Below are 19,480 nucleotides of genomic sequence, written 5' to 3' on the forward strand. Positions count from 1 at the left end.
GCGTGTCCCGAGCTGACCAGGCCGGCCCCCCACGTGGGGTCCGGTCACGGTCTCTCCGGGGCAACCCCGGGGACGAACCACTCACCTCGGCACCACACCACAGGTGCGTCGGCACGCTCCGCGAGCCTGTGCACCCGCACGACCGGGCATCGTCGGGACACGCTGCCACCACCGGCCCAGTCGTGACCACGATCCACGCCCTGGCCACCGCGCTCGCCGACGCGTTCCTCGCCGGCGACGGCTGGCGCCGCGCCGACCTCGTCCACCAAGGTGGGCTCGTCCTCGGGGTCCGGCGGCGCTGGCTGTGGCCGGTCGCCGACGCGGTGCTGGTCGCCTACCCGCGCCCACCCACCGACCGGCCACGCGAGCTCGCTACGTTCCTGAGCACCCTCGAACCGCTGCGCGCGGCAGTCGCCACCGCCCGCCAGCACCAACGACCCATCGTCATCCACACGCGGCCCGTCACGCCGACCCGCACCGTCCGCCAGCCCTGGCGCACCCCGGTCATCGACACCGTCGGCGACCTGGCCGCGATGCTCGACCTGAGCATCGAGCACCTCGACTGGTACGCCGACCGACGCGCCATGAACCGACGCGCCACCGCCCACCGGCTACACCACTACCACTACCGATGGACCGACCGAGCCCGGCTGATCGAGGCACCCAAAGCCCGGCTCCGCGCTCTGCAACGCCGACTCCTCACCGAGGTCCTCGGCCCCATCCCGGTCCACCCCGCCGCCCACGGCTTCGTACCCGGCCGCTCCGCACACACCTTCGTCGCCACCCACACCGCACAGCCGGTCGTCGCCCGCATCGACCTGCTCGCCTTCTTCACCCACATCCCCGCCACCCGCGTCCACGGCCTGTTCCGCACCGCCGGCTACCCCGAACCCGTCGCCCACACCCTCACCGGCCTCTGCACCACCCGCACCCCGCCCGCCGTCCTTCGCCGAGCGCCCGCCGACCTGGCGCACCGGGCCACCCGGCTGGCAGCGCTGCGAACGGGCCACCTGCCCCAGGGCGCGCCCACCTCCCCGGCACTGGCCAACCTGTGCGCCTACCGACTCGACCGACGCCTCACCGGCCTCGCCCACGCGTTCGACATCACCTACAGCCGGTACGCCGACGACCTCGCCTTCTCCGGCGACCTCAACACCCGGCGCATCGACGACCTGATCGCCGCCGTCACCGACATCGCCCGCGACGAGGGCTTCCGAGTCCACGAAGCCAAGACACGTGTCCGTAGCCGAGCCGACCGGCAACTCCTCGCCGGACTCGTCGTCAACCATCGCCCCGCCACACCACGCGACGAGTACGACCAGCTTCGCGCCATCCTCCACAACGCCGCCCGCACCGGCCTCGCCGCGCAGAACCGGACCGGCCACCCCGACTTCGCTCAATGCCTCATCGGACGAGTTCTCTGGGTCGGCCATCACCACCCGGCACGCGCAGCCAAACTCGCCACGCTGCTGGCCCACGCTCTCGCGGCACCGTAAACTGACGCGGCACGGCACCTTCACCGGATCTCGGTGAGGACGCGCCGAAGCGGCCGAAGGATAGCTTGAGCAGGACTTACGCCCGTTCGGCTGATCTTCGGCAAGCGAGCACAGCAACGCGCACGTGCGACCTACTAACCTAAAAACAGAATAGGAACCCGCAGGTAGTTGGCCTCTGTATACAGATAGAGCGTCGTCTTAGGAAACCGATGCTCTATCCCCTGAGCTACGAGGGCGCGAGGGCACAGTCTAGCGACCTGGGGGTTCACCTGGGGTGGCAGGGAGTGGCAGGCGTTCACCCACGTCACCCGGACCCCTGTTCGCCCAGCCCAGGACCACAGCCCGAGTCTCCATGTGACTCCGGTTGATCTTGGCGGGCAGGGCGGGGCGGCCGGCAGGACCGGGGTCGCGTCGGCGAGGAGCGTGCTGGTTCAGGCCGCGGCGCGGATTGCCGGTGCCGGTCGGGTGAAGGTCTTGCGGTCGCGGATGAGTGCCCAGAGGACGTCGACGCGTCGTCGGGACGCCCCGAGGGTGTCGCTCTACTGGAACTGGCCCTATTTGCTGGTCCAGGCTGGCCCCGAACAGGCCCTCGCCTGGCGCACCGGTGGTCACATTCGCCACCCGCACGGCGCGCTACCCGACCTGTTCTTCCCCGCCGACCGGTCATGGCTGGTCTCCGCGCTCTGGGACGACACCTGGACCTGCGTCGGCGGGCCCGCACCACTGATCCACACCCTGGAGCGCGACCCCGTGGCCAACGCCCACCAGGTCCAACTCGGCGAGGATGCGCTGCCACCGGGGCTGGTCCGCGAGTGACGACCCACGTCCCGGGTCGGCGGTCAGCCTCCGATCGTGGCTATCGCCCCCACTTCTCTCGGCAGGACGGCAGTCGCTGGTCGGTTTGCCGTAGATCCGCTTCCCGTCGGGCCCGTGTAGCAGTGCTCGAGTTGGTCTTCGGCCTGGAACAGCGGGCGCCTGTCGATCTCTGTCCCGTGGCCGTCGTAGCTGACCAGTTCGGGGGCGTCGCCGGGGGCGCTGTCGGGATGCGGAGGATCGGCACGGGATGCCTCATGTGTTCGGGGCGTTGAGGACGCAGTCCACGGCCGTGTAGAGGGTTTCGGTTTCGGACTTCAGGATCGAGTCCTCGGCGGGCAGGGCTCGTTCGATGGAGAGCCCTTGGAGCACGGTGAGCAGGAATCTCACTCGGCGTGCGTGGTCTTCCCTGGGGAGCGCGCCTTCGTCAGCGAGAACCGTCAGCCAGTACTCGACACGGCGCCACCCTTCCCGCTCCAGGGCGAGATAGGCCGCGCGCACCTCCTCGGTCGGTTCGGGTGCGATGAACATCTGGTACGCCCTGCTCCACGCCTCACGTGCCTGCTCCCCGACGCCGGTGGGGGAGAGCACCTGCCGGAGACAGTTGACCAGTCGGTCCCGGGCGGACAGTGATCGGTCGTGGATCGGGTCATCAGGGAAGACGTGGTCGTAGATCCTGGCGAGCACCGCGTCCTGCAGCGCCCGCTGGGTCGGAAAGTGGAACCTGAGCGAGCCTGTGCTCACTCCGGCCCGTGCCGCGACCGCACGCACGCTCAACCGCGCAGCCAGGTCCTCGGCGAGCATCGCCGCCGCAGCCGCGAGGATCCGTTCCCGTGAGCTGGTGCTCCCGTCGTCCCGTGTCACCTGCCACCTCCTGGCACATCGTACTAGCACGCCGTGCTAGCGTTGCCACTAGTACGGCGTGTTAGTGGGACCCGGGCGATCGACGGTGAGTGAGGAAACGTGATCGAGGACTGGCGGCAACAGCGGGCGGCCAAGCGCATCAAGAGCGGAGACGGCCGGGCGTTGAAACGCCTCCGCTGGTGGCAGCTACCCTTCCGCACACTGTTCTACCTCGCGCTGCCCAACGGGAACGGCCGGCAGACGGTGTACGCCGTCGACATCCCACGCCGGACCGACCCGGAGGGCGGCAAGGCGAGAGCGCACCTGTATCTCGACGGCAGACACCACGCCGAGTCCAAGCTCCCGGCGGCCTTCCCCGTGGAGGGCGGCACCATCGAGGTGGCGAACAGCGCATTCGGGCTCAAACGCTGCCACTACGTCATCACTGCGGGCGCCGAGTACCCCCTCTTTCCCGATCCGAGGTCCGCCGAAGGACGCCGTGCCCGCGTCGAACGCGAGCACCCGACGCTGAGCCGCTCGATCAGCCTCCTCTCGGTGCTGATGCTCGTCATCGGCGTGGGCCTGAACCTGCTGCAACTCGCCGGACCGGTTTCGCAGATCCCCCCGATCGCGGAGAACGTCGGAACGTTCGAATCGCCCGTCCGCCTACCGATCTGGCTCAACTTCGCCCTCGCCGTCGGGGCCGCACTGGGGAGCGCCGAGCGGGCACTCCGCCTGCGTTACAGCGTGCTCGACCACGCAGGGAAGTAACCCATCCACAGGAGGACAGCATGACCGCGGCAACCAAGCCGAACTCACTACTCACTCCGGGCGAGCCCCGCAACGGGCCGTCAGCTCCCGTCGGGGTCGAATACCACCGGGTACTCGCTGGCGACGAACGCCGGATCGGCCGCGGCATTCTTGCGATCATCCTCCTGCTGGCCGGGTTCGTCATCTTCCCGACGGTCCTCGGCAGGGCGGCTGCGGCCATCGACGTGCAGCAGGGCAACACCCCGCCGATCCTGGGCGGCACCGACTACACGCCGCTTTACCACGCCAGCACGATGCTCTCCCTCGGCCTGCTCATTCCGTGGAGCATGCTCATCCAGCGGTGGCTCTACGGCGTACCCGGTGCGTCCCTGCACTCCGTGACGTCACGGTTCCGCTTCGACCTGCTCGGCAGATCGCTGCTCGTCTTCGGTCCCGCCTGGCTGGTGGTCGTCGCCCTCGGATCTCTCGCGCCCGTCGACGAGGCCCCCTGGTCGCAGACCGACCTCGTCGCCATCTTCATCGCCACGATGCTCCTCACCCCGCTCCAGTCGGCGGGCGAGGAATACGGCGTACGTGGGTTGATCTTCCGCGTGATCGGAAGCTGGACCCGCAGCCGACGGGCGGGACTGGTCGCCGGGGTGCTGGTTTCGAGCGTGCTGTTCACGGCCGCACACGGAGCGACGGATCCGTACATCATCGTCTGGTACTTCGTGCTCTGGACCGGACTGGCCATCATCACCTGGCGCACCGGCGGGCTGGAGATCGCGGTTATGCTGCACGCCGTCCTCAACACGTTCTCCTTCATCCTGGCCACGTCCCTGCGGGTGGACCTCGGTAGTGCACTGCAGGACCGCTCAGCCGGAGTCGGCACGCCGTACCAGCTCGTCCCCGCCTTTGCGGTCGTCGTCATCACCGCAATCATCTGGTGGCGCACCCGAAAGACAGACCCAGCACTTACCACGGGCCGTCATCAAACATCACGTCACACCCGATCGTGACCTCGGCGAGGCAACGGCCGTGCTGCGCTCCCCGACGCCGCTGCGGCTCGGCGGGCAGCTCGAACCCTCGGTGGCCGGTGCCAAGTCCACTGTGGCCAAGGGCCGCGGCCGAGCCGACCGGCAACTCCTCGCCCGACTCGTCGTCAACCACCACCCCGCCGCACCCCGCGACGAGTACGACCTGCTCCGCGTCATCCTCCACAACGCCACCCGCACCGGCCTCGCCGCGCAGAACCGGACCGACCACCCCGACTTCGCTCAATACCTCGTCGGCGGAGTTCCCTGGGTCGGTCATCACCACCCGGCACGCGCAGCCAAACTCGCCACGCTGCTGGCTCACGCTGTCGCAGCACCGGAGACTGATGCGGCGCGGCAACTTCGCCGGATCTGATAAGGGCGCGTCGAACCGACCGAAGCACGGCCTGAGCAGGACTTACGCCCGTTCTGCTGATCTTCGGCAAGCGAGCACAGTAACGCGCGCGTGCGACCCACTAACACGAAAACAAAATAGGAACCCGCAGGTAGTCAGCCTCCGGGTACAGATAGAGCGTCATCTTAGGAGTCTCCATACGACTCCGGTTGATCTTGGCGGGTAGGGTGGAGTCTCTCGATGATCGGCGCCAGCGGGTGCTGGTCGAGTTGCTCGGCGATGAGGTCGTCGACAGCGGCGATGCGCTGTTCCAGGGCGGGGATCTCGGTAGCCATCTGCCCGACGACCACGGCGGCGGCGCGTTGCCCGGGCAGGTTTACGGTCTGCTGCCGCGCGGCTGCCACCATCGCCTCGGCGACGTGGACGGCGTTCTTGACGTGGCCGCGTCGGAGCAAGGCGGTGATCCGGTCGACGCCGGCGTGCCGGATCGCCACCGGCGCCTGTCAGCACGCCAGGACCATCATCGGTCCCTTCCGGTTGAGTTCCACAGCCCGATCAAACGCCGGACTGATGCCGGTGAGTAGTTCCTGCAGCCGGAACAGGGTCGCGACGCGCTGCCCGGCGAGGTCCGCCTCGAAGCTCCGCCCCGATCCCCCGGCGAACACACGTCAGCCATCCCCGCTCCCGGCCCCGCGGGCACGGCAAGCCCGAGCCTGCCGCCGTCGCCGGCCGGCACCCCGGACAGGATGTGCGAGAGATTGGATCAAGGGCCTGGCGGCTGCGACGTCGTGATGATCAACACGTCCGGCCGACTCTTCTCTTACGTAAGGGTAGGTTCGGTACCGGTGAACCCGGGTGTGGCCGGGTGACTCCTGTGGCGGTCCTGACGAGTCCGGGCGATGAGGCCCGCAGACCGTCCAGACCGACTGTTGCTGATCTGTGAGTAGCTGCGTCCCGTGGTTCGGGGCGGGAGCTGTGCGCGTCCGTCAGGCGCCCGAGTGGAAATGGCTTTATGTCTTCTGTGCTGTCCGCGGGCTTCCGACCGCGTCTGTCCCGTCCGTCCTGGCTGTCGCCGAAGGTGTTCCGCACCGAGGTCCTCGCCGGTCTGGTCGTCGCCCTGGCGTTGATCCCAGAGGCGATCTCCTTCTCGATCCTGGCGGGGGTCGACCCGCGGGTGGGGCTGTTCGCCTCGTTCACGATGGCCGTCACGATCGCGATCTGCGGTGGGCGGCCAGCGATGATCTCCGCCGCGACCGGCGCGATCGCGCTGGTGGTGGCGCCGCTGGCCAAGGAGCACGGACTGGACTATCTGATCGCGGCGGTGATTCTCGGCGGGGCGATCCAGGTCCTGCTGGCGGTGCTCGGGGTGGCGAAGTTGATGCGTTTCATCCCGCGCAGCGTGATGGTCGGTTTCGTCAACGCCCTCGCGATCCTGATCTTCGCCGCGCAGGTTCCGCACCTGCTCGGGGTGCCGTGGCTGGTCTACCCGCTGGTCGCCGTCGCCCTCGCGATCATGGTTGGACTGCCCCGCCTCACCCGCGCGGTTCCGGCGCCACTGGTCGCGATCGTGGTGCTGACCCTGGTCACCGTCGTCGCCAGCGTGGCGGTGCCGACCGTCGGTGACGAAGGCGCCCTCCCGGACAGCCTGCCCACCCTCGGCCTGCCGCAGATCCCCTGGACCATGGACACCCTCACCCTGATCGCCCCCTACGCCCTGGGGATCGCGTTGGTCGGGCTGATGGAGTCGCTGATGACCGCCAAGCTCGTCGATGACATCACCGACACCCCGTCCAGCAAGACTCGCGAGTCCTGGGGCCAGGGGGTCGCCAACATCGTCACCGGGTTCTTCGGCGGCATGGGCGGCTGCGCCATGATCGGCCAGACGATGATCAACGTGAAGGCGTCCGGCGCCCGCACCCGGCTGTCGACGTTCCTGGCCGGCGTCTTCCTGCTGATCCTGGTCGTCGCGCTCGGCGACGTGGTCGCGGTCATTCCGATGGCCGCCCTGGTCGCCGTGATGATCATCGTGGCGGTGTCGACGTTCGACTGGCACTCCGTCGCCCCGGCCACCCTCAAGCGGATGCCGTACGGGGAGACGATCGTCATGCTCGCCACCGTGGTCACCACCCTGGCCACCCACAACCTGGCCATCGGTGTGGTGGTCGGCGTGCTCACCGCCATGGTGATCTTCGCCCGCCGGGTCGCCCACCTGGTCGAGGTCACCAGCGTCCTCGACCCCGACGGCGGCACCCGCATCTACTCGGTGCACGGTGAGCTGTTCTTCGCCTCCAGCAACGACCTCGTCGGCCAGTTCGACTACACGAACGACCCCGACACCGTGGTCATCGACATGACCCACGCCCACGTCTGGGACGCCTCCTCCGTCGCCGCCCTCGACGCCGTCACCACCAAGTACGCCGCACGCGGCAAGACCGTCGAGATCATCGAGCTGAACCAGCCCAGCGCCCGCATCCACGACACCCTCGCCGGCCGACTCGGTGTCGGCCACTGATGGCCTCCACCAGCCGCGACACCGGGCCGGAGCAGCGCGCCTCCGGCCCGGCCACCGGTCGCCTCATGCAGATCGGCGAAGCCGCCGAACGGGTCGGGCTCAGCATCCGCACCATCCGCCACTACGAGGAAGCCGGCCTGATCGTCCCCTCCGCCCGCAGTGACGGCGGCTTCCGCCTCTACACAGAACCCGACCTCGACCGCCTCGCCGTCGTCAAACGCATGAAACCGCTCGGGTTCACACTCGACGAGATGCGCGACCTCCTCGCCGTCCTCGACGCCCTCGACACCGCCACCGGCGTCGACCGCGCCGCTCTGCTCGACCGGCTCGACATGTTCCACACCGCCGCTACGACGCGGGTCATCGCACTGCGCGACCAACTCGCCATGGCCGAAGGCTTCGCTCGCGCGCTCCGCGACGAACTCGACCACCGCGGCGGCCCAACCGCCTGAGGCGCCGCCGCTGCCGATTGCCCATCGACCGGGACGGTGTGTCTCGGGCTGACAGTCAAGCGTCGTCCTTGCTGCAGAAGAACGGGGGCAATGCTGGCTCCGGACCGAGATGGCCGGCCTTCTGCCGATCAGATGATTTTCGCGATGGCGTGATGAACGCATGAAACGCCGAACGGCGGCCCGCTGAACCAGTCGGGCCGCCGTTCAGAGAATGTGGATCAGAGCGGGCGGATGTTCTCCGCCTGCGGGCCCTTCTGGCCCTGGGTGATGTCGAACTCCACCTTCTGATTCTCGTCGAGGCTGCGGAAGCCGCTCGCCGAGATCGCGGAGAAGTGGGCGAAGACGTCGGCGCCGCCGTCGTCCGGGCTGATGAAGCCGAAGCCCTTGTCGGCGTTGAACCACTTCACGGTACCTGTAGTCATGTCTGCTCCTTCGCAGGCTGTTAGAGACCGCACTGTGCGGACCCTTACGCCGCCGCGTTGATCACCCGCGTCGAAACGACACGAAAAACGAAAAGCGCCTGGATGGGTTTCAGATGCCCCATCAGGCGCCGGAAAACGTCTACGGAAATCAAAACTGCAACTCGGCTACCGTAGCACATGATCCGTCGTCGATCCGATGGCGGTGAGTGGACCTGGCCACCGGCCTTGCTCCCCTGCGGAGGCGCGCCCGGATCCAGTCCACCGCAACCGGCACCGACCGCGCCGACCTGCTGACAGGCTTGCCACGTTCCACACCCGCCGCCACTGCCCGATCGGGCGAGGCCACCGTCGCGCACCAGCGCGTGATGGGTGGAGCGCCCGCGTACTCTGATCGCTCGGGCAGCCCCGTGTGGGCGGGGGCGAAGGTCGGTGGGCATGAGCGAGCGGGACGCACTGCGAGGTCTGCTGCGGCAGTCGCACCACGCCCGGCCCGAGGACCTGCCGGGGATGGCACGGCGGGCCGCCCGGCAGCTCGGCGCCGACGACATGATCCTCTATGTGGTCGACCACGAGCAGCGTCAGCTGCTCGCGCTGCCCGGTCCGGACGCACCGCGTCGAGTCTCGCTGGCCATCGAGGGAACCCTGGCCGGCCGGGCGTTCAGCATGTTGCGCCCGTTCGGCGGCCCGGTGGACGACGGTGCGCGGTTGTGGTTGCCGCTGCTCAACGGTCTGGAGCGCGTGGGCGTCGCGGAGGTGGTCGCCGCGGCTGCCGTGCCTGACTCCGCGGTGGCCGCGTTCGAGGCGGTGGCCTCCCTGCTCGCCGAGCTGGTGATCACCCGATCGCACCACAGCGACACGATCGAGTCGGTCCGCCGCCGCGAGCCGATGCGCCTGCCCGCCGAGATGCTGCGCGCCCAACTTCCTCCGCTCACCTTCTCCACCGGCGGCGTGATCATCAGTGGGATCCTGGAGCCCTGCTACGACGTGGGTGGCGACGCCTTCGACTATGCGGTCAACGGCGACATCGCCCACCTCGCCCTGTTCGACGCCGTCGGGCACGGCTCCGGTGGCGGGATGCGCGCCGTGATGCTCGCCAGCCTGGCCCTGGCCGCGTACCGCAATGCCCGTCGGGGCGGGTTCGACCTGGTCGAGACCTACCATCACATCGACACCGCGGCGCGTGACCACGACCGGCGCGGACTGATCACCGGCGTGCTGGCCGAACTCGACCAGCGCACCGGCCGGCTGCGGGTCATCTCCGCCGGACACCCGGGCGGGCTGGTGCTCCGTCGCGGCAGGGTCGCCGCCGTCCTGCCCTCGCCCACCGCCCTGCCGGTGGCCCTGGGCGACCGGCGTCCTCCGATGGTGGTCGAGGAAGCCCTCGAACCCGGCGACGACGTGCTCTTCTACACCGACGGCATCATCGAGGCCCGCTCGGCCGACGGGGAACGGTTCGGCACCGAGCGGCTGGTCGACTTCACCGTCCGGGCACTGGCCGACGGGCTGCCGCTACCAGAGACCGCGCGGCGTCTCGTTCACGCGATCCTCGCCTACCAGGATGACCGGCTGCAGGACGACGCCACCGTACTCATGGTCCGCTTCCGTGAGCCCACGGCAGGCAGGGCCTGACCGCCCCGCAGTCCCAGCGTCGCAACGGCTGTTCCGCCGCCCGCCGCGACGAGATTCCCCGCCTCGCGCACTCAGACCGCGGTGGGTGGCGGATCTGCCACCCGGCCGAACAGCTGCATGATGCCGGTCAGGTCGAGGATCCGGCGGACCTGCCCGGTGGCGTTGAGCAGGGTGAGATCCACTCCCCAGTCGACCGCGTGGTGGTGCGCTCCGACCAGGATGCTGAGTACGGTCGAATCGATGAAGGTCAACCCTGCCAGGTCGATCTCCACCGTCCCGGCCTGGGCGACGGTCTCGTGCAGCAGGTCATCGAGCCGATCGGCGCCCGACATGTCGATCTCACCGGACAGCGCCAGGACACGACGATCAGCACCGACGTCGACATGCCAGTGCCAGGTCTGCTCCGTGGCCACTGTCACCCTTCCTCGTACACGGTCGATCGGGGGCGCAGCTGCGCTGTCACCGAGGCGGTCGTTCCCTGTCCGGAGTTGTCGATCATCAGCCCTTCGGTGAGCTGCTGTGCCAGCCACAGTCCCCGGTGGCCGACCTCCCCGGGCGACGGCAGGGCGACGGCAATCTCACCCAGCCCGGGCCCGTTGTCGCTGACCTGGCAGGTCAGCAGGTCGTGGTGCTGCCACAGACGCACCTCGCCGCTGCCCCCGCCATGGCGCACCACGTTGGTGACCAACTCGTGCACCGCCAATACGAAGTCCTCCAGCCCGTCGCCGACCAGACCCGCCGAACGGGCTGCCGCGGCGACCGCGTGACGCAGCGCCGTAACCCGCGCAGCGGTGATCTCTTCCGACAACAACGCCACGTCGCCGGCGCCGCGAGCGGTGCTCCACCCGGCACCCACGTCGTCCGTTCCGCCGCTGCCCATGATCGGACGCTACACGCAGCCGATCCGCCGCGCCCGGGCACGCCGGCCAGGCGTAAGACGGCGACCCCTCGGACCGCCGGTCACGCACAGCATCCCGGTCGCCGGCCGGGATGTGAAGAGGTGCGACGAGCGGGGCTGACCGTCCGAGGCGGGAACCCGGGCGTTCGCCTGGTGGGCCGGCCGGCTCATCGCCCGCCGACGACCTCGCACGAAGGGTGGGCTGGTCAGTCCTGTCGCCGCGGCCCCCGCTACTGCTTCTCGTTCTGCCGGAGGGCTTCCTCGAGTTGGTCTTCCAGAATGATGATCCGGCAGGCGGCCTCCAGGGCGGTGCCGTCGTCGACCATTTCGCGGGCCCGGGCAGCCAGGCGCAGCTGGTAGCGGGAGTAGCGGCGGTGCCCGCCGCTGGAGCGCTGCGGATTGATCAATTTTGTCTCGTCCAGGCGACGCAGGAAGTCCTGCGTGGTGCCGAGCATCTCCGCGGCCTGCCCGATGGTGTAGGCCGGGTAGTTCTCATCGCCGAACATGTCTTCGGGGTTTTGCCCCATGTCACCTCCACGTCGAGGGCCCCGGCGCACAAGCGCCGGGGCCCAGGGTTACGGGTCAGAACACCATCTACCGACCGGAACGTCGGCTTGTCGTATCCGCACCAGCCGTCATCGACGGCTTCGGGTGCGAGGATCGCATATGCGTGACCGGAGACCACCTCTCGTTCGATGGAAACTGCGGTGTCCGCCCGGCCTGACATGACGGCCGACGGCGGGCGATCCAACGGTGTAAGGCCCTCCCTTTCCTCTGCGTACACGTTTCCCTTGCTGTCGTACGGTCCGCCGGCGCCGGAGCCCACGCGACTTCACAGCCCCGACACGTGCAGCGAACATCAGCCGGAGCCCTGAAAGAACCTTGGCCCCACCTGCACCCCGGCGTGTGTCACGCCGGAACTGACGTGCTCTTACTGCCTCTCAAGAGGAACGGTGAAGCATGTTCCTCTCCTATCCGCCCGTCGTGTCCTCACGGCCGGACGGCCCGTCTGCGTCTTGACGGATCTTTCCTCTCGACTTGAAGAAGAGTATGCCGTACCGCAGAAGATGTCTAGCCTTTCCAACCTAGGTTTCCTGGTCGACGGTCATCAGGATGACCGGCCCGCCGAGCAAGCAGGGCGCGCGCCATGGCGACACGACCCGACGCCGATGCCACCTACCGGCCGACGAAGACCGCCGCGCGGTCGACGACGTACCAGGGCCGGCCGCGTTGGTCGCGTTCACCGCCCACGACGCAGCCCTCCGGAGGCCCTTGCCGACGGGTACGCGCTCGTCGCGGACCTGCGCGCGGCAGGCGGCCGGCATCCGGCCGACGAACGGCTCCGCGGCTGGTCGCGGAACTGCAGGCGACCAGTGACCGCTTCGCCGAGCTGTGGGAGTCCGGCGCCGTCGGCCGGCACGAGGCCGCCCGCAAGACAATCGATCATCCGTACGTGGGTCCGCTGACCCTGGACTGCGACGTGCTCACCGTGGCGGGCAGCGACCTGCGCATCATGATCTACACGGCCGAGCCGGGCACCGAGGATGCCGACCGCCTGGCCCTGCTCCTGTCGTCGGCACCCGGGCGCTCGCCGGTGGAGACCAGCTCGGTGTGGATCGCGGTGACACCACACCGGCCGGACCCGACGTCCGGCGGCCCGGAGAGGTCTCCGGGCCGCCCGGAGGGGAGGGTGGGCTACTTGGTGCCGGTCAGGGCGGCCAGGGCGTTGGCGGTCCGGAAGTACGGGTTACGGCCCAGGTCGCCGACGGCGGTGATGGTGGAAGGCATCCGTGAGGAGGAGTGGTTCACGCCTCTTCGTCGCCGCCCTCGTCGTCGCCGAAGGAGTCGAAGACCTCGTCGGCGACCATGCCGCCGGCGAAGCCGAGAGCGGCGCCGCCGACCACGCCCGCGGCGACCGCGCCCATGCCGGGACCACCGTGACGCTCCTGGTGGTGCTCCTCCTTGTAGTGCCCGCCGGGGTGGCCGTACGCGGCGTGCCCGTAGCCCTGGGCGGGCGGGGCGTAGCCGTGGCCGGTGTGCAGGCTCTGGTAGCCGTCGAGGGCCTGGCGGACCCAGGTGTCGACCTGCGCGGCCCAGTCGACGCGGTCGGCGTCGGCGTGCGCGGCGTGGTAGCGGCCGTACGAGTCGTGGCCGCCGGTGAACAGGCCACCGCGCTTGTCGAACTCCAGCACCACGTCGACGCCGTGCTCGTTCGCGACGAAGGTCAGCTCGACCTCGTTGACGCCGTGGGCGTACTGCGGGCGGCGTAGTACTCGATCTCCTGGTAGAACGGCAGGCTCTGGTGCAGCCCGGAGATGTGCCCGCGTTCCAGGTCGGCGCCCTTGAACCCGAAGCCGAGCCGGCCGAACGCCTCGAGGATGCGCTCCTGCACCGGCAGCGGGTGCACGTACACCGGGTCCAGGTCGCCCTTGTCGATCGCGCCGCGGATCGCCACCTCGGTGCGCAGGCCCATCGTCATACCGTGCAGATTCTGCCCGTACAGGTCGGTCACCGGGGTCTCCCACGGCATCGCCACCTGGAACGGCAGCGACAACTGCTGACCCTCGCGCAGGTGCAGACCACCCGCGACCTGTACGCGGTGGAACTCGACGAGGGCGTCGTACTCCTCCTCCGCGCCGTCGATCTCCACCCGGGTGACCAGCCCGACGGTGATGTGGTCGATCTCCACGTCGTGACTGCCGCCGGTCAGGTTCACCTGCCCGCCCAGCATCAGTCCCGGGCGGGTGCTCGGATTGGACAGGACCGTATCGACGCTGGGGCCGCCCACCCCGAACGCGCCCAGCATCTTCTTGAACACCACGAACCTCTCCCTCGACGACCGCCGTACGCGCGACACGAGGACCGTGAAACTTTCACGTGAAACCCTTGTGCCACAACGAGATCAACGGCGTCCATAATGGAAGCCGTCGAGCGGGGAAGCTACCAACGCCACCTGAGAAGTAGCTGAGTGAATCCAGGCGGTTACCCTCCGACACCGGGGTGGAGTGCCGCGACGGCTCGCATGGCGACGTCGACGGAGGCCTGAAGGTCCTCGCGGCTCGCGCCCGCCGCGGCGTGGACGGCGTGACCCTCGCTGAGCGCCATCACGAAACGGGCGAGCGCCCGGCTGTCCAGGCCGTCCGGAAGATCCCCCTCCTTCGCCGCGCGGGACAGCCGTTCTTCAAGCGCGGCCTCGGTGGCCGCCCGGCCGGCGGCGAGGATCTCCGAGATGCGGGCGTTCTCCGGGGAGCAGGCCAGGCCGCCCTGGATGGAGAGGCAGCCGGCGGGGTGGCCGCCGGCGGTCAGGTTGTCGGCGCCGGCGCGCAGGAAGGCTTCGATCGCCGCGTACGCGGTCGGCTGGGCGAGGGCGGCGCGCCCGTTCGCGAGGTTGGTCTCGTGGTAGCGGTCGAAGGCCCGCTTGAACAGCTCCTCCTTGCTGCCGAACGCGGCGTAGAGGCTGGGCCGGTTGATGCCCATCGCCTTGGTGAGTGAGCTGAGCGACGCGCCCTCGTAGCCCTGCTGCCAGAAGACCTCGGCGGCCCGGTCGAGGACCGTCTGCTCGTCGAAGGCGCGCGGCCGTCCCGGGGTCGGAGTCTCAGTGCCCATGGCTTGACCATACCGCTCGGTACAGAACGTGACCCAGCACCGGTGCGCCGGACCGGTTGGCGCTGTCCGTCTCCAGCGACCACCCGGAAGCGGTCGGACTGGTGACGCGGCTGTACGACCGGTTCGGCTTCGACACGGTGGACAACAGCCCGCTGAGCGAGTCCAGGCGTACCGGCCCGGGTCAGCCGGCGTGGATCCGCCACGCGTACCAGAACCGCGACGAGCTGGCCCGCAACCTGAGGCGGGCACGGCGGTTCGTGAATCCGTTGCGGACAGCAGCGGCGAAGTGAGAGGCCCGGCGCGGAGAACGATCCTCCGCGCCGGGCCCCGGGGTCGGTTCCAATCAGGCGGCGCAGGTGGCGGTGGCGCCCTGGCCGGTGCCGGTGCCCTGGAAGCCGAAGTTGGTCGTCTGGCCGGCGCCGACCTGCCCGTTGTAGCCCACGTTCGTGAACCGGACGGTGCCGCTGGTGCCGCTGGCCTGGGCGTTCCAGGTGCCGGTGATCGCGGCGCCGCCGGGCAGCGCGACGGTCACGGTCCAGCCGTTGATGGCCGCGGAGCCCGCGGTGACGTTCACGCTCGCGGTGAAGCCGCCGTTCCACTGGTTGATCGCGACCGCCGCGGAGCAGCCGTTACCGGCCGGCGGCGGCGTGGTCGGCGGCGCCGTGGTGGGCGGCGCGGTCGTCGGCGGAGCCGTGGTCGGCGGCGCGGTCGTCGGCGGGTTGGTCGTCGGCGGCGCGGTCGTGGGCGGGTTGGGCGCGCCGTTGGCCAGGCTGAAGGCCAGGTCCGGCTGGAACGAACCGGCCGTGTAGCGGCAGCCGTCCGCCTCACCCGGCGGCTTCACCCAGAGGTACGCGTCGATGTTGGCGTCGCCGGTGTTCGTCGTCGGGTACTGCCCGATGCGCCGGTCAGTGTTGTCGTCGGCGCACCAGTCCCCGGCGGCTCCCCCGTTGCGGCTGGTGTCGATGACCTGCCGCTTGCCGGAGATGCCCATGCCGTTGAGCGCGGAGATGACGGCCCGGCCGAAGTTCGCCTCACTGGAGGTGGGGTTGAAGTTCGACACGTTGGTGAAGAAGCCGTCGGCGTACTGCACGCCGGCCGCGCGGAGCCGGTTGGCAGTGTCGTTGGCGCTGTTCCAGGTCGAGTGGCCGCCGTCGAGGTACACCTTGGCGTTGGGGTTGGCCGACTTGATGGTCTGGGTCGCCGTGGTGAGCGCCTGGTTGCGGGCGTTCAGCTCGCCGGTGCTCAGGCAGGTCTGGAGCGCGAGCGAGTCGGTCTCCAGGATGATCAGGACGGTCTGGTTGCCGAGTCCGCGGGCGAAGTTGGACACCCAGGTCTGGTACTGGTTGAGGTCCGGCGCCCCGCCGGCGCTGGCGCCGCCGCAGTCCCGGTTGGTGATCTCGTACACCGACAGCACCGGGATCTGCTGTGCCGCGTTGGCGGCGCCGATGAAGCTGGAAACCTCGGACTGGATGGTCGACGGGTTGAAGTTGGCGTACCAGCGCGCCTGCGGCTGGCTGGCGATCTTGTCGCGGATGACGGCGGCGCGCGAGTCGCCGGGGTTGGCGGCGACCCAGCGGACGACCGCCGAGGACGGGTCGCGGTAGAGCGATCCGGACACCGTGCCGGCGGATGCGCCACCGACGGCGAAACCGACGCCGGCCGCGGCGAGGCCCGCGACGGCGGCCACGCTGATGGCCGCTGATCTGCGGCGGGACGAGAGGATAGCCACGTCGTGTTTCCTCCTGATCACATAGACGTATCTAAGTTCATGGGAGCGTTCCCACGACGGTAACGGAGGCGGGCGTCGATGCCAAGATGTGAACGTCGGCCACTGCCCCGTAATCTGGCGACGGTCGACGAAGCGGGCGTGGGAGGAAGACCAGGCATGACGGCGCTACCAGGCCAGCATCTGCCCACGGCGGATCCGTCGGTCACCGGGCGGCCCGCGGACGAGGATCTGCGGACGCTGTTCGGCAAGTCCATCGCCGTCTTCGCGGCGCTCGCCGGGCCGACGCACGTGGTGGAGGCGGCGAACCCGGCGTTCTTCACCGCCATCGGCGAGGAACGCGCACGCACCGGGGTCGCGCTCGCCGAGCTGATGCCGGAACTGGACGGCCAGGGCTTCATCGCCCTGCTGGACGAGGTCTACCGCACGGGCGAGTCCTACACCGGCCACGACGCCCGGATCATGCTCGGCACCGGGTCGCAGGCGCGGGAGGCGTTCTTCGACTTCACCTACGAGGCGCGCCGCGACGCCGACGGCACGGTGACCGGGATCCGCGTGATCGGGGTGGAGACCACGCAGGTCAAGCACGCGCAACGGCTGATGGCCGAACACCGCGCGATGCTGGAGCAGATCGCCCGGCAGGCGCCGCTGGCCGAGGTGCTCGACGGGATGGCCCGCTGCATCGAGAACCTCGCGCCGCAGGAGGTGCTCGTCTCCGTCCTGCTCGCCGACGCCGACGGCCTGCACCTGCGCCACGGCGCCGCGCCCAGCCTGCCCGACTTCTACAACCAGGCCATCGACGGGATCGCCACCGGCGAGGGTGTCGGCTCGTGCGGCACCGCCGCGCACCGGCGCGAGCCGGTCATCGTCACCGACATCGCCACCGACCCGTTCTGGGCCGACTTCCGCGACCTGGCCGAGCGGGCCGGGCTCGCCGCCTGCTGGTCCACGCCGATCCTTGCCCGCGACGGCAGCCTGCTCGGCACCTTCGCCATGTACCACCGCACCCCGCGCGTCCCGCGCGACGCCGACCTGGCGCTCGCCCGTGTCTTCACCGGCACCGCCGCCCTGGCCATCGAACGCCACCACATCGAACAGGCGAAGGCCGAAGCGGACGCCCGCGCCCGGGCCGCGCACGACGAGCTGGCACGGGTGGTGCGGGCGGAACGGGAACTACGGGCCGAGGCGGAACAGCGTGCCGCCGCGGCGGCGGAACTCACCGCCCGGCTGCGCGCCGCCGCAGCCGCGCAGGCCGCCACTCCGCGCCCCGAGCGGTGTCAGCTCGGCGGCAGCGACGGCTGCGACACACCCGCCGAGATCAAGGTCGCCGACTCGTGGGGTGACTCGGCGTGGGGCTGCCCGGTCCACGTCGAGGAGGCAATCATCAACGTGCGTTCGGTCTTCATCGCCAACGAGGAACTCGGCGGCCTGGCCGCCTACCTCAACCGCTGACCACTCGACCGCGCCCGGCGGCACCATCAAGGGGACCGGTGCGCGCGGCCGGGCCGTCACGCCCGGCTGACGGCCTAGCGCCCGTCGGGCGCGCCGGCCGGCTCGCGAGCGGGTTGCGCCGCGGCGAACGGGCTCCGCAGGCGGGTCATGGATTCGGCGCTGACGTCCGCGATCGGACTGCGCTCGTCGTCGGTGGCTCCGACCCCCTCCAGACGGAAGGGGTTCAGGGCGAACGTGTTGTCGGGCACGAAGTGCTCCAAGGGAATCTGCACGGCAGCGCTCGACTCAGTCGTCGCGGCTGGGAAACCGTGGGAGAAGCAGGGGGTGGCGATCAGTCATCGGTACCCCGCGTCGTCAGCCTAGCGCGCATCGGCCGGGCGGGCGCGCCACGGCCGGAATCGGCGACCGACTCAGAGCTGGACGACGTGCCCCACCCGGGGCGGCGTACGGCCCGCAAGGACGTCGAGCCACGCGTCCCGCAGCGCCTCCGGGCCGGCGCCGACCCGCACGTCGAGCCATCCGCTCACCACCCGGGAGAACCGCTGCCAGGCGTCGGCGAACCGCTCGTCGAGCCCGTCGCGACCCCAGTCCTGGCTCCGCTTGCGGATGCGCACCGGCGCGAAGAAGACCTCCCCGGCGGCACCCGCGTTGGGCGTCTGCTGGGTGAGTCCGACTGCGATGTCCCGGACCAGCAGGTCGCCGAGGTGCGCGCGCAGGGCGGCGCGGGTGGCGGGTGAACCGGACAGGTCGAGATAGACGGTCGGTACGGCGTCGAGCGCGCCGATCTCGTCGTAGGAGAGGACATCGTCGTAGCAGCCCAGCGACCTGGTGAAGGCGAGGTTGCCCCGCGAGGTGAGCCCGATCAGGCGCGGGCCTCGGCCGTGCAGTTCGAACGCGGTGGCGTACGCCGTCTTGCTCGACGCGGACGACAGCACCAGCGACCGCGCGCCGTAGGCGTCCTCGTCGATCACCTGGTCGGCGAGCATGAACGAGGTGAAGAACAGCGGCCGGAACAGGATCAGCAGGTCCTCCTGCTCCGCCCGGTAGGCGGGGTCGCCGGTGGTCGACCGGTAGGAGTTGTACGGCGACGGCAGGCCGGCCCGGTGCGCGCTCGCGTCGCGGAACCCGGACCCGTCCACCCGGTCCGGGCGTACCACCAGGTGGCCCGCGGGCGGCAGGTAGCCGTAGACCCGGTGTCCCGGCTCGACGCCGGACACTGTGGACGCGACCACCTCGGCGAAGCCCCACAGCGGCGGGAGGCCCCACCGGTCGTTGAGGCCTCGGGGCTGCGGCGGGAAGAACTCCCAGTAGCGCATCGCCTCACCGAGCACCGCATACGTCACGTTGTTGGCGGTCAGGCCGACGCGGTCCACGCGCAGCAGCGCCTCCCCGTCGGCGAGGTCGGGCACAGCGCCGTCGACGAGTGTGGTGCGAGCGAGGTCGTCACGGGCCACAGCGAACGTCCACGAGTCAGCCATGGCCTGACGCTAGG

The 19,480-nt window shown here is 69.9% G+C and carries 20 protein-coding genes and 2 pseudogenes; 12 read left to right on the forward strand and 10 right to left on the reverse strand.

Annotated elements, in window-relative coordinates:
* The first annotated feature begins 182 nt into the window (after window positions 1-182).
* Together IF06_RS0120030 and IF06_RS0120035 are read left to right on the forward strand one after the other, a co-directional pair.
* Window positions 183-1,496 carry a reverse transcriptase family protein gene (locus tag IF06_RS0120030; RefSeq protein ID WP_036311204.1) on the forward strand — a complete coding sequence of 438 codons (1,314 nt, stop codon included), beginning with the start codon at window positions 183-185 and terminating at the stop codon, window positions 1,494-1,496.
* A 486-nt stretch (window positions 1,497-1,982) separates the two neighbouring features.
* Complete coding sequence (locus tag IF06_RS0120035; RefSeq protein ID WP_232236728.1) at window positions 1,983-2,312, forward strand: hypothetical protein; 330 nt, start codon at window positions 1,983-1,985, stop codon at window positions 2,310-2,312.
* A 252-nt stretch (window positions 2,313-2,564) separates the two neighbouring features.
* Here IF06_RS0120035 and IF06_RS0120040 read toward each other — a convergent pair whose 3' ends face one another.
* Window positions 2,565-3,173: a TetR/AcrR family transcriptional regulator gene (locus IF06_RS0120040; RefSeq protein WP_013283841.1), complete on the reverse strand. Its 609-nt coding sequence runs from the start codon at window positions 3,171-3,173 to the stop codon at window positions 2,565-2,567.
* Between the two features lie 99 nt (window positions 3,174-3,272).
* On the opposite strand from IF06_RS0120040, the gene IF06_RS0120045 reads away from it, so the two are divergent.
* From IF06_RS0120045 to IF06_RS0120075, 6 genes are all read left to right on the forward strand, one after another.
* Complete coding sequence (locus IF06_RS0120045) at window positions 3,273-3,923, forward strand: hypothetical protein (protein WP_013473824.1); 651 nt, start codon at window positions 3,273-3,275, stop codon at window positions 3,921-3,923.
* Window positions 3,924-3,943: 20 nt separating this feature from the next.
* Window positions 3,944-4,921, forward strand: a complete 978-nt coding sequence (locus IF06_RS0120050) for a CPBP family intramembrane glutamic endopeptidase (RefSeq protein WP_030272811.1) — start codon at window positions 3,944-3,946, stop codon at window positions 4,919-4,921.
* 19 nt (window positions 4,922-4,940) lie between these two features.
* The gene (locus IF06_RS0120055) at window positions 4,941-5,312 is read left to right on the forward strand and encodes a hypothetical protein (protein ID WP_030272813.1); all 372 of its coding nucleotides are present in this window, start codon (window positions 4,941-4,943) and stop codon (window positions 5,310-5,312) included.
* Between the two features lie 206 nt (window positions 5,313-5,518).
* Window positions 5,519-5,875, forward strand: coding sequence for a hypothetical protein (locus IF06_RS33645; RefSeq protein ID WP_157551508.1), 357 nt, complete (start codon window positions 5,519-5,521; stop codon window positions 5,873-5,875).
* Between the two features lie 428 nt (window positions 5,876-6,303).
* Window positions 6,304-7,803, forward strand: coding sequence for a SulP family inorganic anion transporter (locus tag IF06_RS0120070; protein WP_030272816.1), 1,500 nt, complete (start codon window positions 6,304-6,306; stop codon window positions 7,801-7,803).
* Entirely contained in the window at window positions 7,803-8,255 is a 453-nt protein-coding gene (locus tag IF06_RS0120075; protein ID WP_030272817.1) for a MerR family transcriptional regulator, read from the forward strand. Before IF06_RS0120070 ends, IF06_RS0120075 begins: the two co-directional genes overlap by 1 nt.
* Window positions 8,256-8,473: 218 nt before the next feature.
* Here the strand turns inward: IF06_RS0120075 and cspE are convergent, their stop codons facing one another.
* Window positions 8,474-8,677 carry a cold-shock protein gene (cspE, locus tag IF06_RS0120080; RefSeq protein WP_013283833.1) on the reverse strand — a complete coding sequence of 68 codons (204 nt, stop codon included), beginning with the start codon at window positions 8,675-8,677 and terminating at the stop codon, window positions 8,474-8,476.
* Between the two features lie 435 nt (window positions 8,678-9,112).
* Here cspE and IF06_RS0120085 point away from each other — a divergent pair, with 435 nt between their 5' ends.
* Complete coding sequence (locus IF06_RS0120085) at window positions 9,113-10,306, forward strand: PP2C family protein-serine/threonine phosphatase (protein WP_030272818.1); 1,194 nt, start codon at window positions 9,113-9,115, stop codon at window positions 10,304-10,306.
* Between the two features lie 71 nt (window positions 10,307-10,377).
* Here IF06_RS0120085 and IF06_RS0120090 read toward each other — a convergent pair whose 3' ends face one another.
* From IF06_RS0120090 to IF06_RS0120100, 3 genes are all read right to left on the reverse strand, one after another.
* The gene (locus IF06_RS0120090) at window positions 10,378-10,725 is read right to left on the reverse strand and encodes an STAS domain-containing protein (RefSeq protein WP_232236729.1); all 348 of its coding nucleotides are present in this window, start codon (window positions 10,723-10,725) and stop codon (window positions 10,378-10,380) included.
* On the reverse strand, window positions 10,722-11,186 hold the full coding sequence (locus tag IF06_RS0120095) for an ATP-binding protein (RefSeq protein ID WP_013283830.1): 465 nt from the start codon (window positions 11,184-11,186) through the stop codon (window positions 10,722-10,724). Before IF06_RS0120095 ends, IF06_RS0120090 begins: the two co-directional genes overlap by 4 nt.
* A gap of 248 nt (window positions 11,187-11,434) precedes the next feature.
* A complete protein-coding gene (locus IF06_RS0120100) occupies window positions 11,435-11,731 on the reverse strand; it encodes a helix-turn-helix domain-containing protein (protein WP_013283829.1) in 297 nt (98 codons plus the stop codon).
* A 620-nt stretch (window positions 11,732-12,351) separates the two neighbouring features.
* Between IF06_RS0120100 and IF06_RS34985 the strand changes: the two are divergent.
* Window positions 12,352-12,759 (forward strand): annotated as a pseudogene (locus IF06_RS34985) (hypothetical protein); the annotation flags it as partial.
* 250 nt (window positions 12,760-13,009) lie between these two features.
* Here the strand turns inward: IF06_RS34985 and IF06_RS32235 are convergent.
* Together IF06_RS32235 and IF06_RS0120115 are read right to left on the reverse strand one after the other, a co-directional pair.
* Window positions 13,010-14,025: pseudogene (locus IF06_RS32235) on the reverse strand (sporulation protein).
* A 161-nt stretch (window positions 14,026-14,186) separates the two neighbouring features.
* Window positions 14,187-14,810, reverse strand: coding sequence for a TetR/AcrR family transcriptional regulator (locus IF06_RS0120115; RefSeq protein WP_030272822.1), 624 nt, complete (start codon window positions 14,808-14,810; stop codon window positions 14,187-14,189).
* A 101-nt stretch (window positions 14,811-14,911) separates the two neighbouring features.
* Here IF06_RS0120115 and IF06_RS0120120 point away from each other — a divergent pair, with 101 nt between their 5' ends.
* Complete coding sequence (locus IF06_RS0120120) at window positions 14,912-15,100, forward strand: hypothetical protein (protein WP_198039674.1); 189 nt, start codon at window positions 14,912-14,914, stop codon at window positions 15,098-15,100.
* A 53-nt stretch (window positions 15,101-15,153) separates the two neighbouring features.
* Here IF06_RS0120120 and IF06_RS0120125 read toward each other — a convergent pair whose 3' ends face one another.
* Window positions 15,154-16,539: a glycoside hydrolase family 6 protein gene (locus IF06_RS0120125; protein WP_013283826.1), complete on the reverse strand. Its 1,386-nt coding sequence runs from the start codon at window positions 16,537-16,539 to the stop codon at window positions 15,154-15,156.
* 156 nt (window positions 16,540-16,695) lie between these two features.
* Between IF06_RS0120125 and IF06_RS0120130 the strand changes: the two genes are divergently transcribed.
* Complete coding sequence (locus IF06_RS0120130) at window positions 16,696-17,988, forward strand: GAF domain-containing protein (RefSeq protein ID WP_030272825.1); 1,293 nt, start codon at window positions 16,696-16,698, stop codon at window positions 17,986-17,988.
* 74 nt (window positions 17,989-18,062) lie between these two features.
* Here IF06_RS0120130 and IF06_RS0120135 read toward each other — a convergent pair whose 3' ends face one another.
* Together IF06_RS0120135 and IF06_RS0120140 are read right to left on the reverse strand one after the other, a co-directional pair.
* On the reverse strand, window positions 18,063-18,236 hold the full coding sequence (locus IF06_RS0120135; protein ID WP_232236730.1) for a hypothetical protein: 174 nt from the start codon (window positions 18,234-18,236) through the stop codon (window positions 18,063-18,065).
* Between the two features lie 162 nt (window positions 18,237-18,398).
* Complete coding sequence (locus IF06_RS0120140; protein ID WP_030272830.1) at window positions 18,399-19,466, reverse strand: DUF2855 family protein; 1,068 nt, start codon at window positions 19,464-19,466, stop codon at window positions 18,399-18,401.
* Window positions 19,467-19,480 lie beyond the last annotated feature (14 nt).

Origin of the sequence: Micromonospora globosa (genome assembly GCF_000717585.1) — a bacterium.
GTDB classification, from domain to species: Bacteria; Actinomycetota; Actinomycetes; order Mycobacteriales; family Micromonosporaceae; genus Micromonospora; species Micromonospora aurantiaca.

Bases quoted from the DNA above. Each gene is read 5' to 3' on its own strand.
- IF06_RS0120050 (WP_030272811.1), top strand. From the start codon at position 3,944: ATGACCGCGGCAACCAAGCCGAACTCACTACTCACTCCGGGCGAGCCC.
- IF06_RS0120140 (WP_030272830.1), bottom strand. From the start codon at position 19,466: ATGGCTGACTCGTGGACGTTCGCTGTGGCCCGTGACGACCTCGCTCGC.
- IF06_RS0120095 (WP_013283830.1), bottom strand. From the start codon at position 11,186: ATGGGCAGCGGCGGAACGGACGACGTGGGTGCCGGGTGGAGCACCGCT.
- IF06_RS0120075 (WP_030272817.1), top strand. From the start codon at position 7,803: ATGGCCTCCACCAGCCGCGACACCGGGCCGGAGCAGCGCGCCTCCGGC.
- IF06_RS0120085 (WP_030272818.1), top strand. From the start codon at position 9,113: ATGAGCGAGCGGGACGCACTGCGAGGTCTGCTGCGGCAGTCGCACCAC.
- IF06_RS0120100 (WP_013283829.1), bottom strand. From the start codon at position 11,731: ATGGGGCAAAACCCCGAAGACATGTTCGGCGATGAGAACTACCCGGCC.
- IF06_RS0120130 (WP_030272825.1), top strand. From the start codon at position 16,696: ATGACGGCGCTACCAGGCCAGCATCTGCCCACGGCGGATCCGTCGGTC.
- IF06_RS0120035 (WP_232236728.1), top strand. From the start codon at position 1,983: ATGAGTGCCCAGAGGACGTCGACGCGTCGTCGGGACGCCCCGAGGGTG.
- IF06_RS0120115 (WP_030272822.1), bottom strand. From the start codon at position 14,810: ATGGGCACTGAGACTCCGACCCCGGGACGGCCGCGCGCCTTCGACGAG.
- IF06_RS0120070 (WP_030272816.1), top strand. From the start codon at position 6,304: ATGTCTTCTGTGCTGTCCGCGGGCTTCCGACCGCGTCTGTCCCGTCCG.
- cspE (WP_013283833.1), bottom strand. From the start codon at position 8,677: ATGACTACAGGTACCGTGAAGTGGTTCAACGCCGACAAGGGCTTCGGC.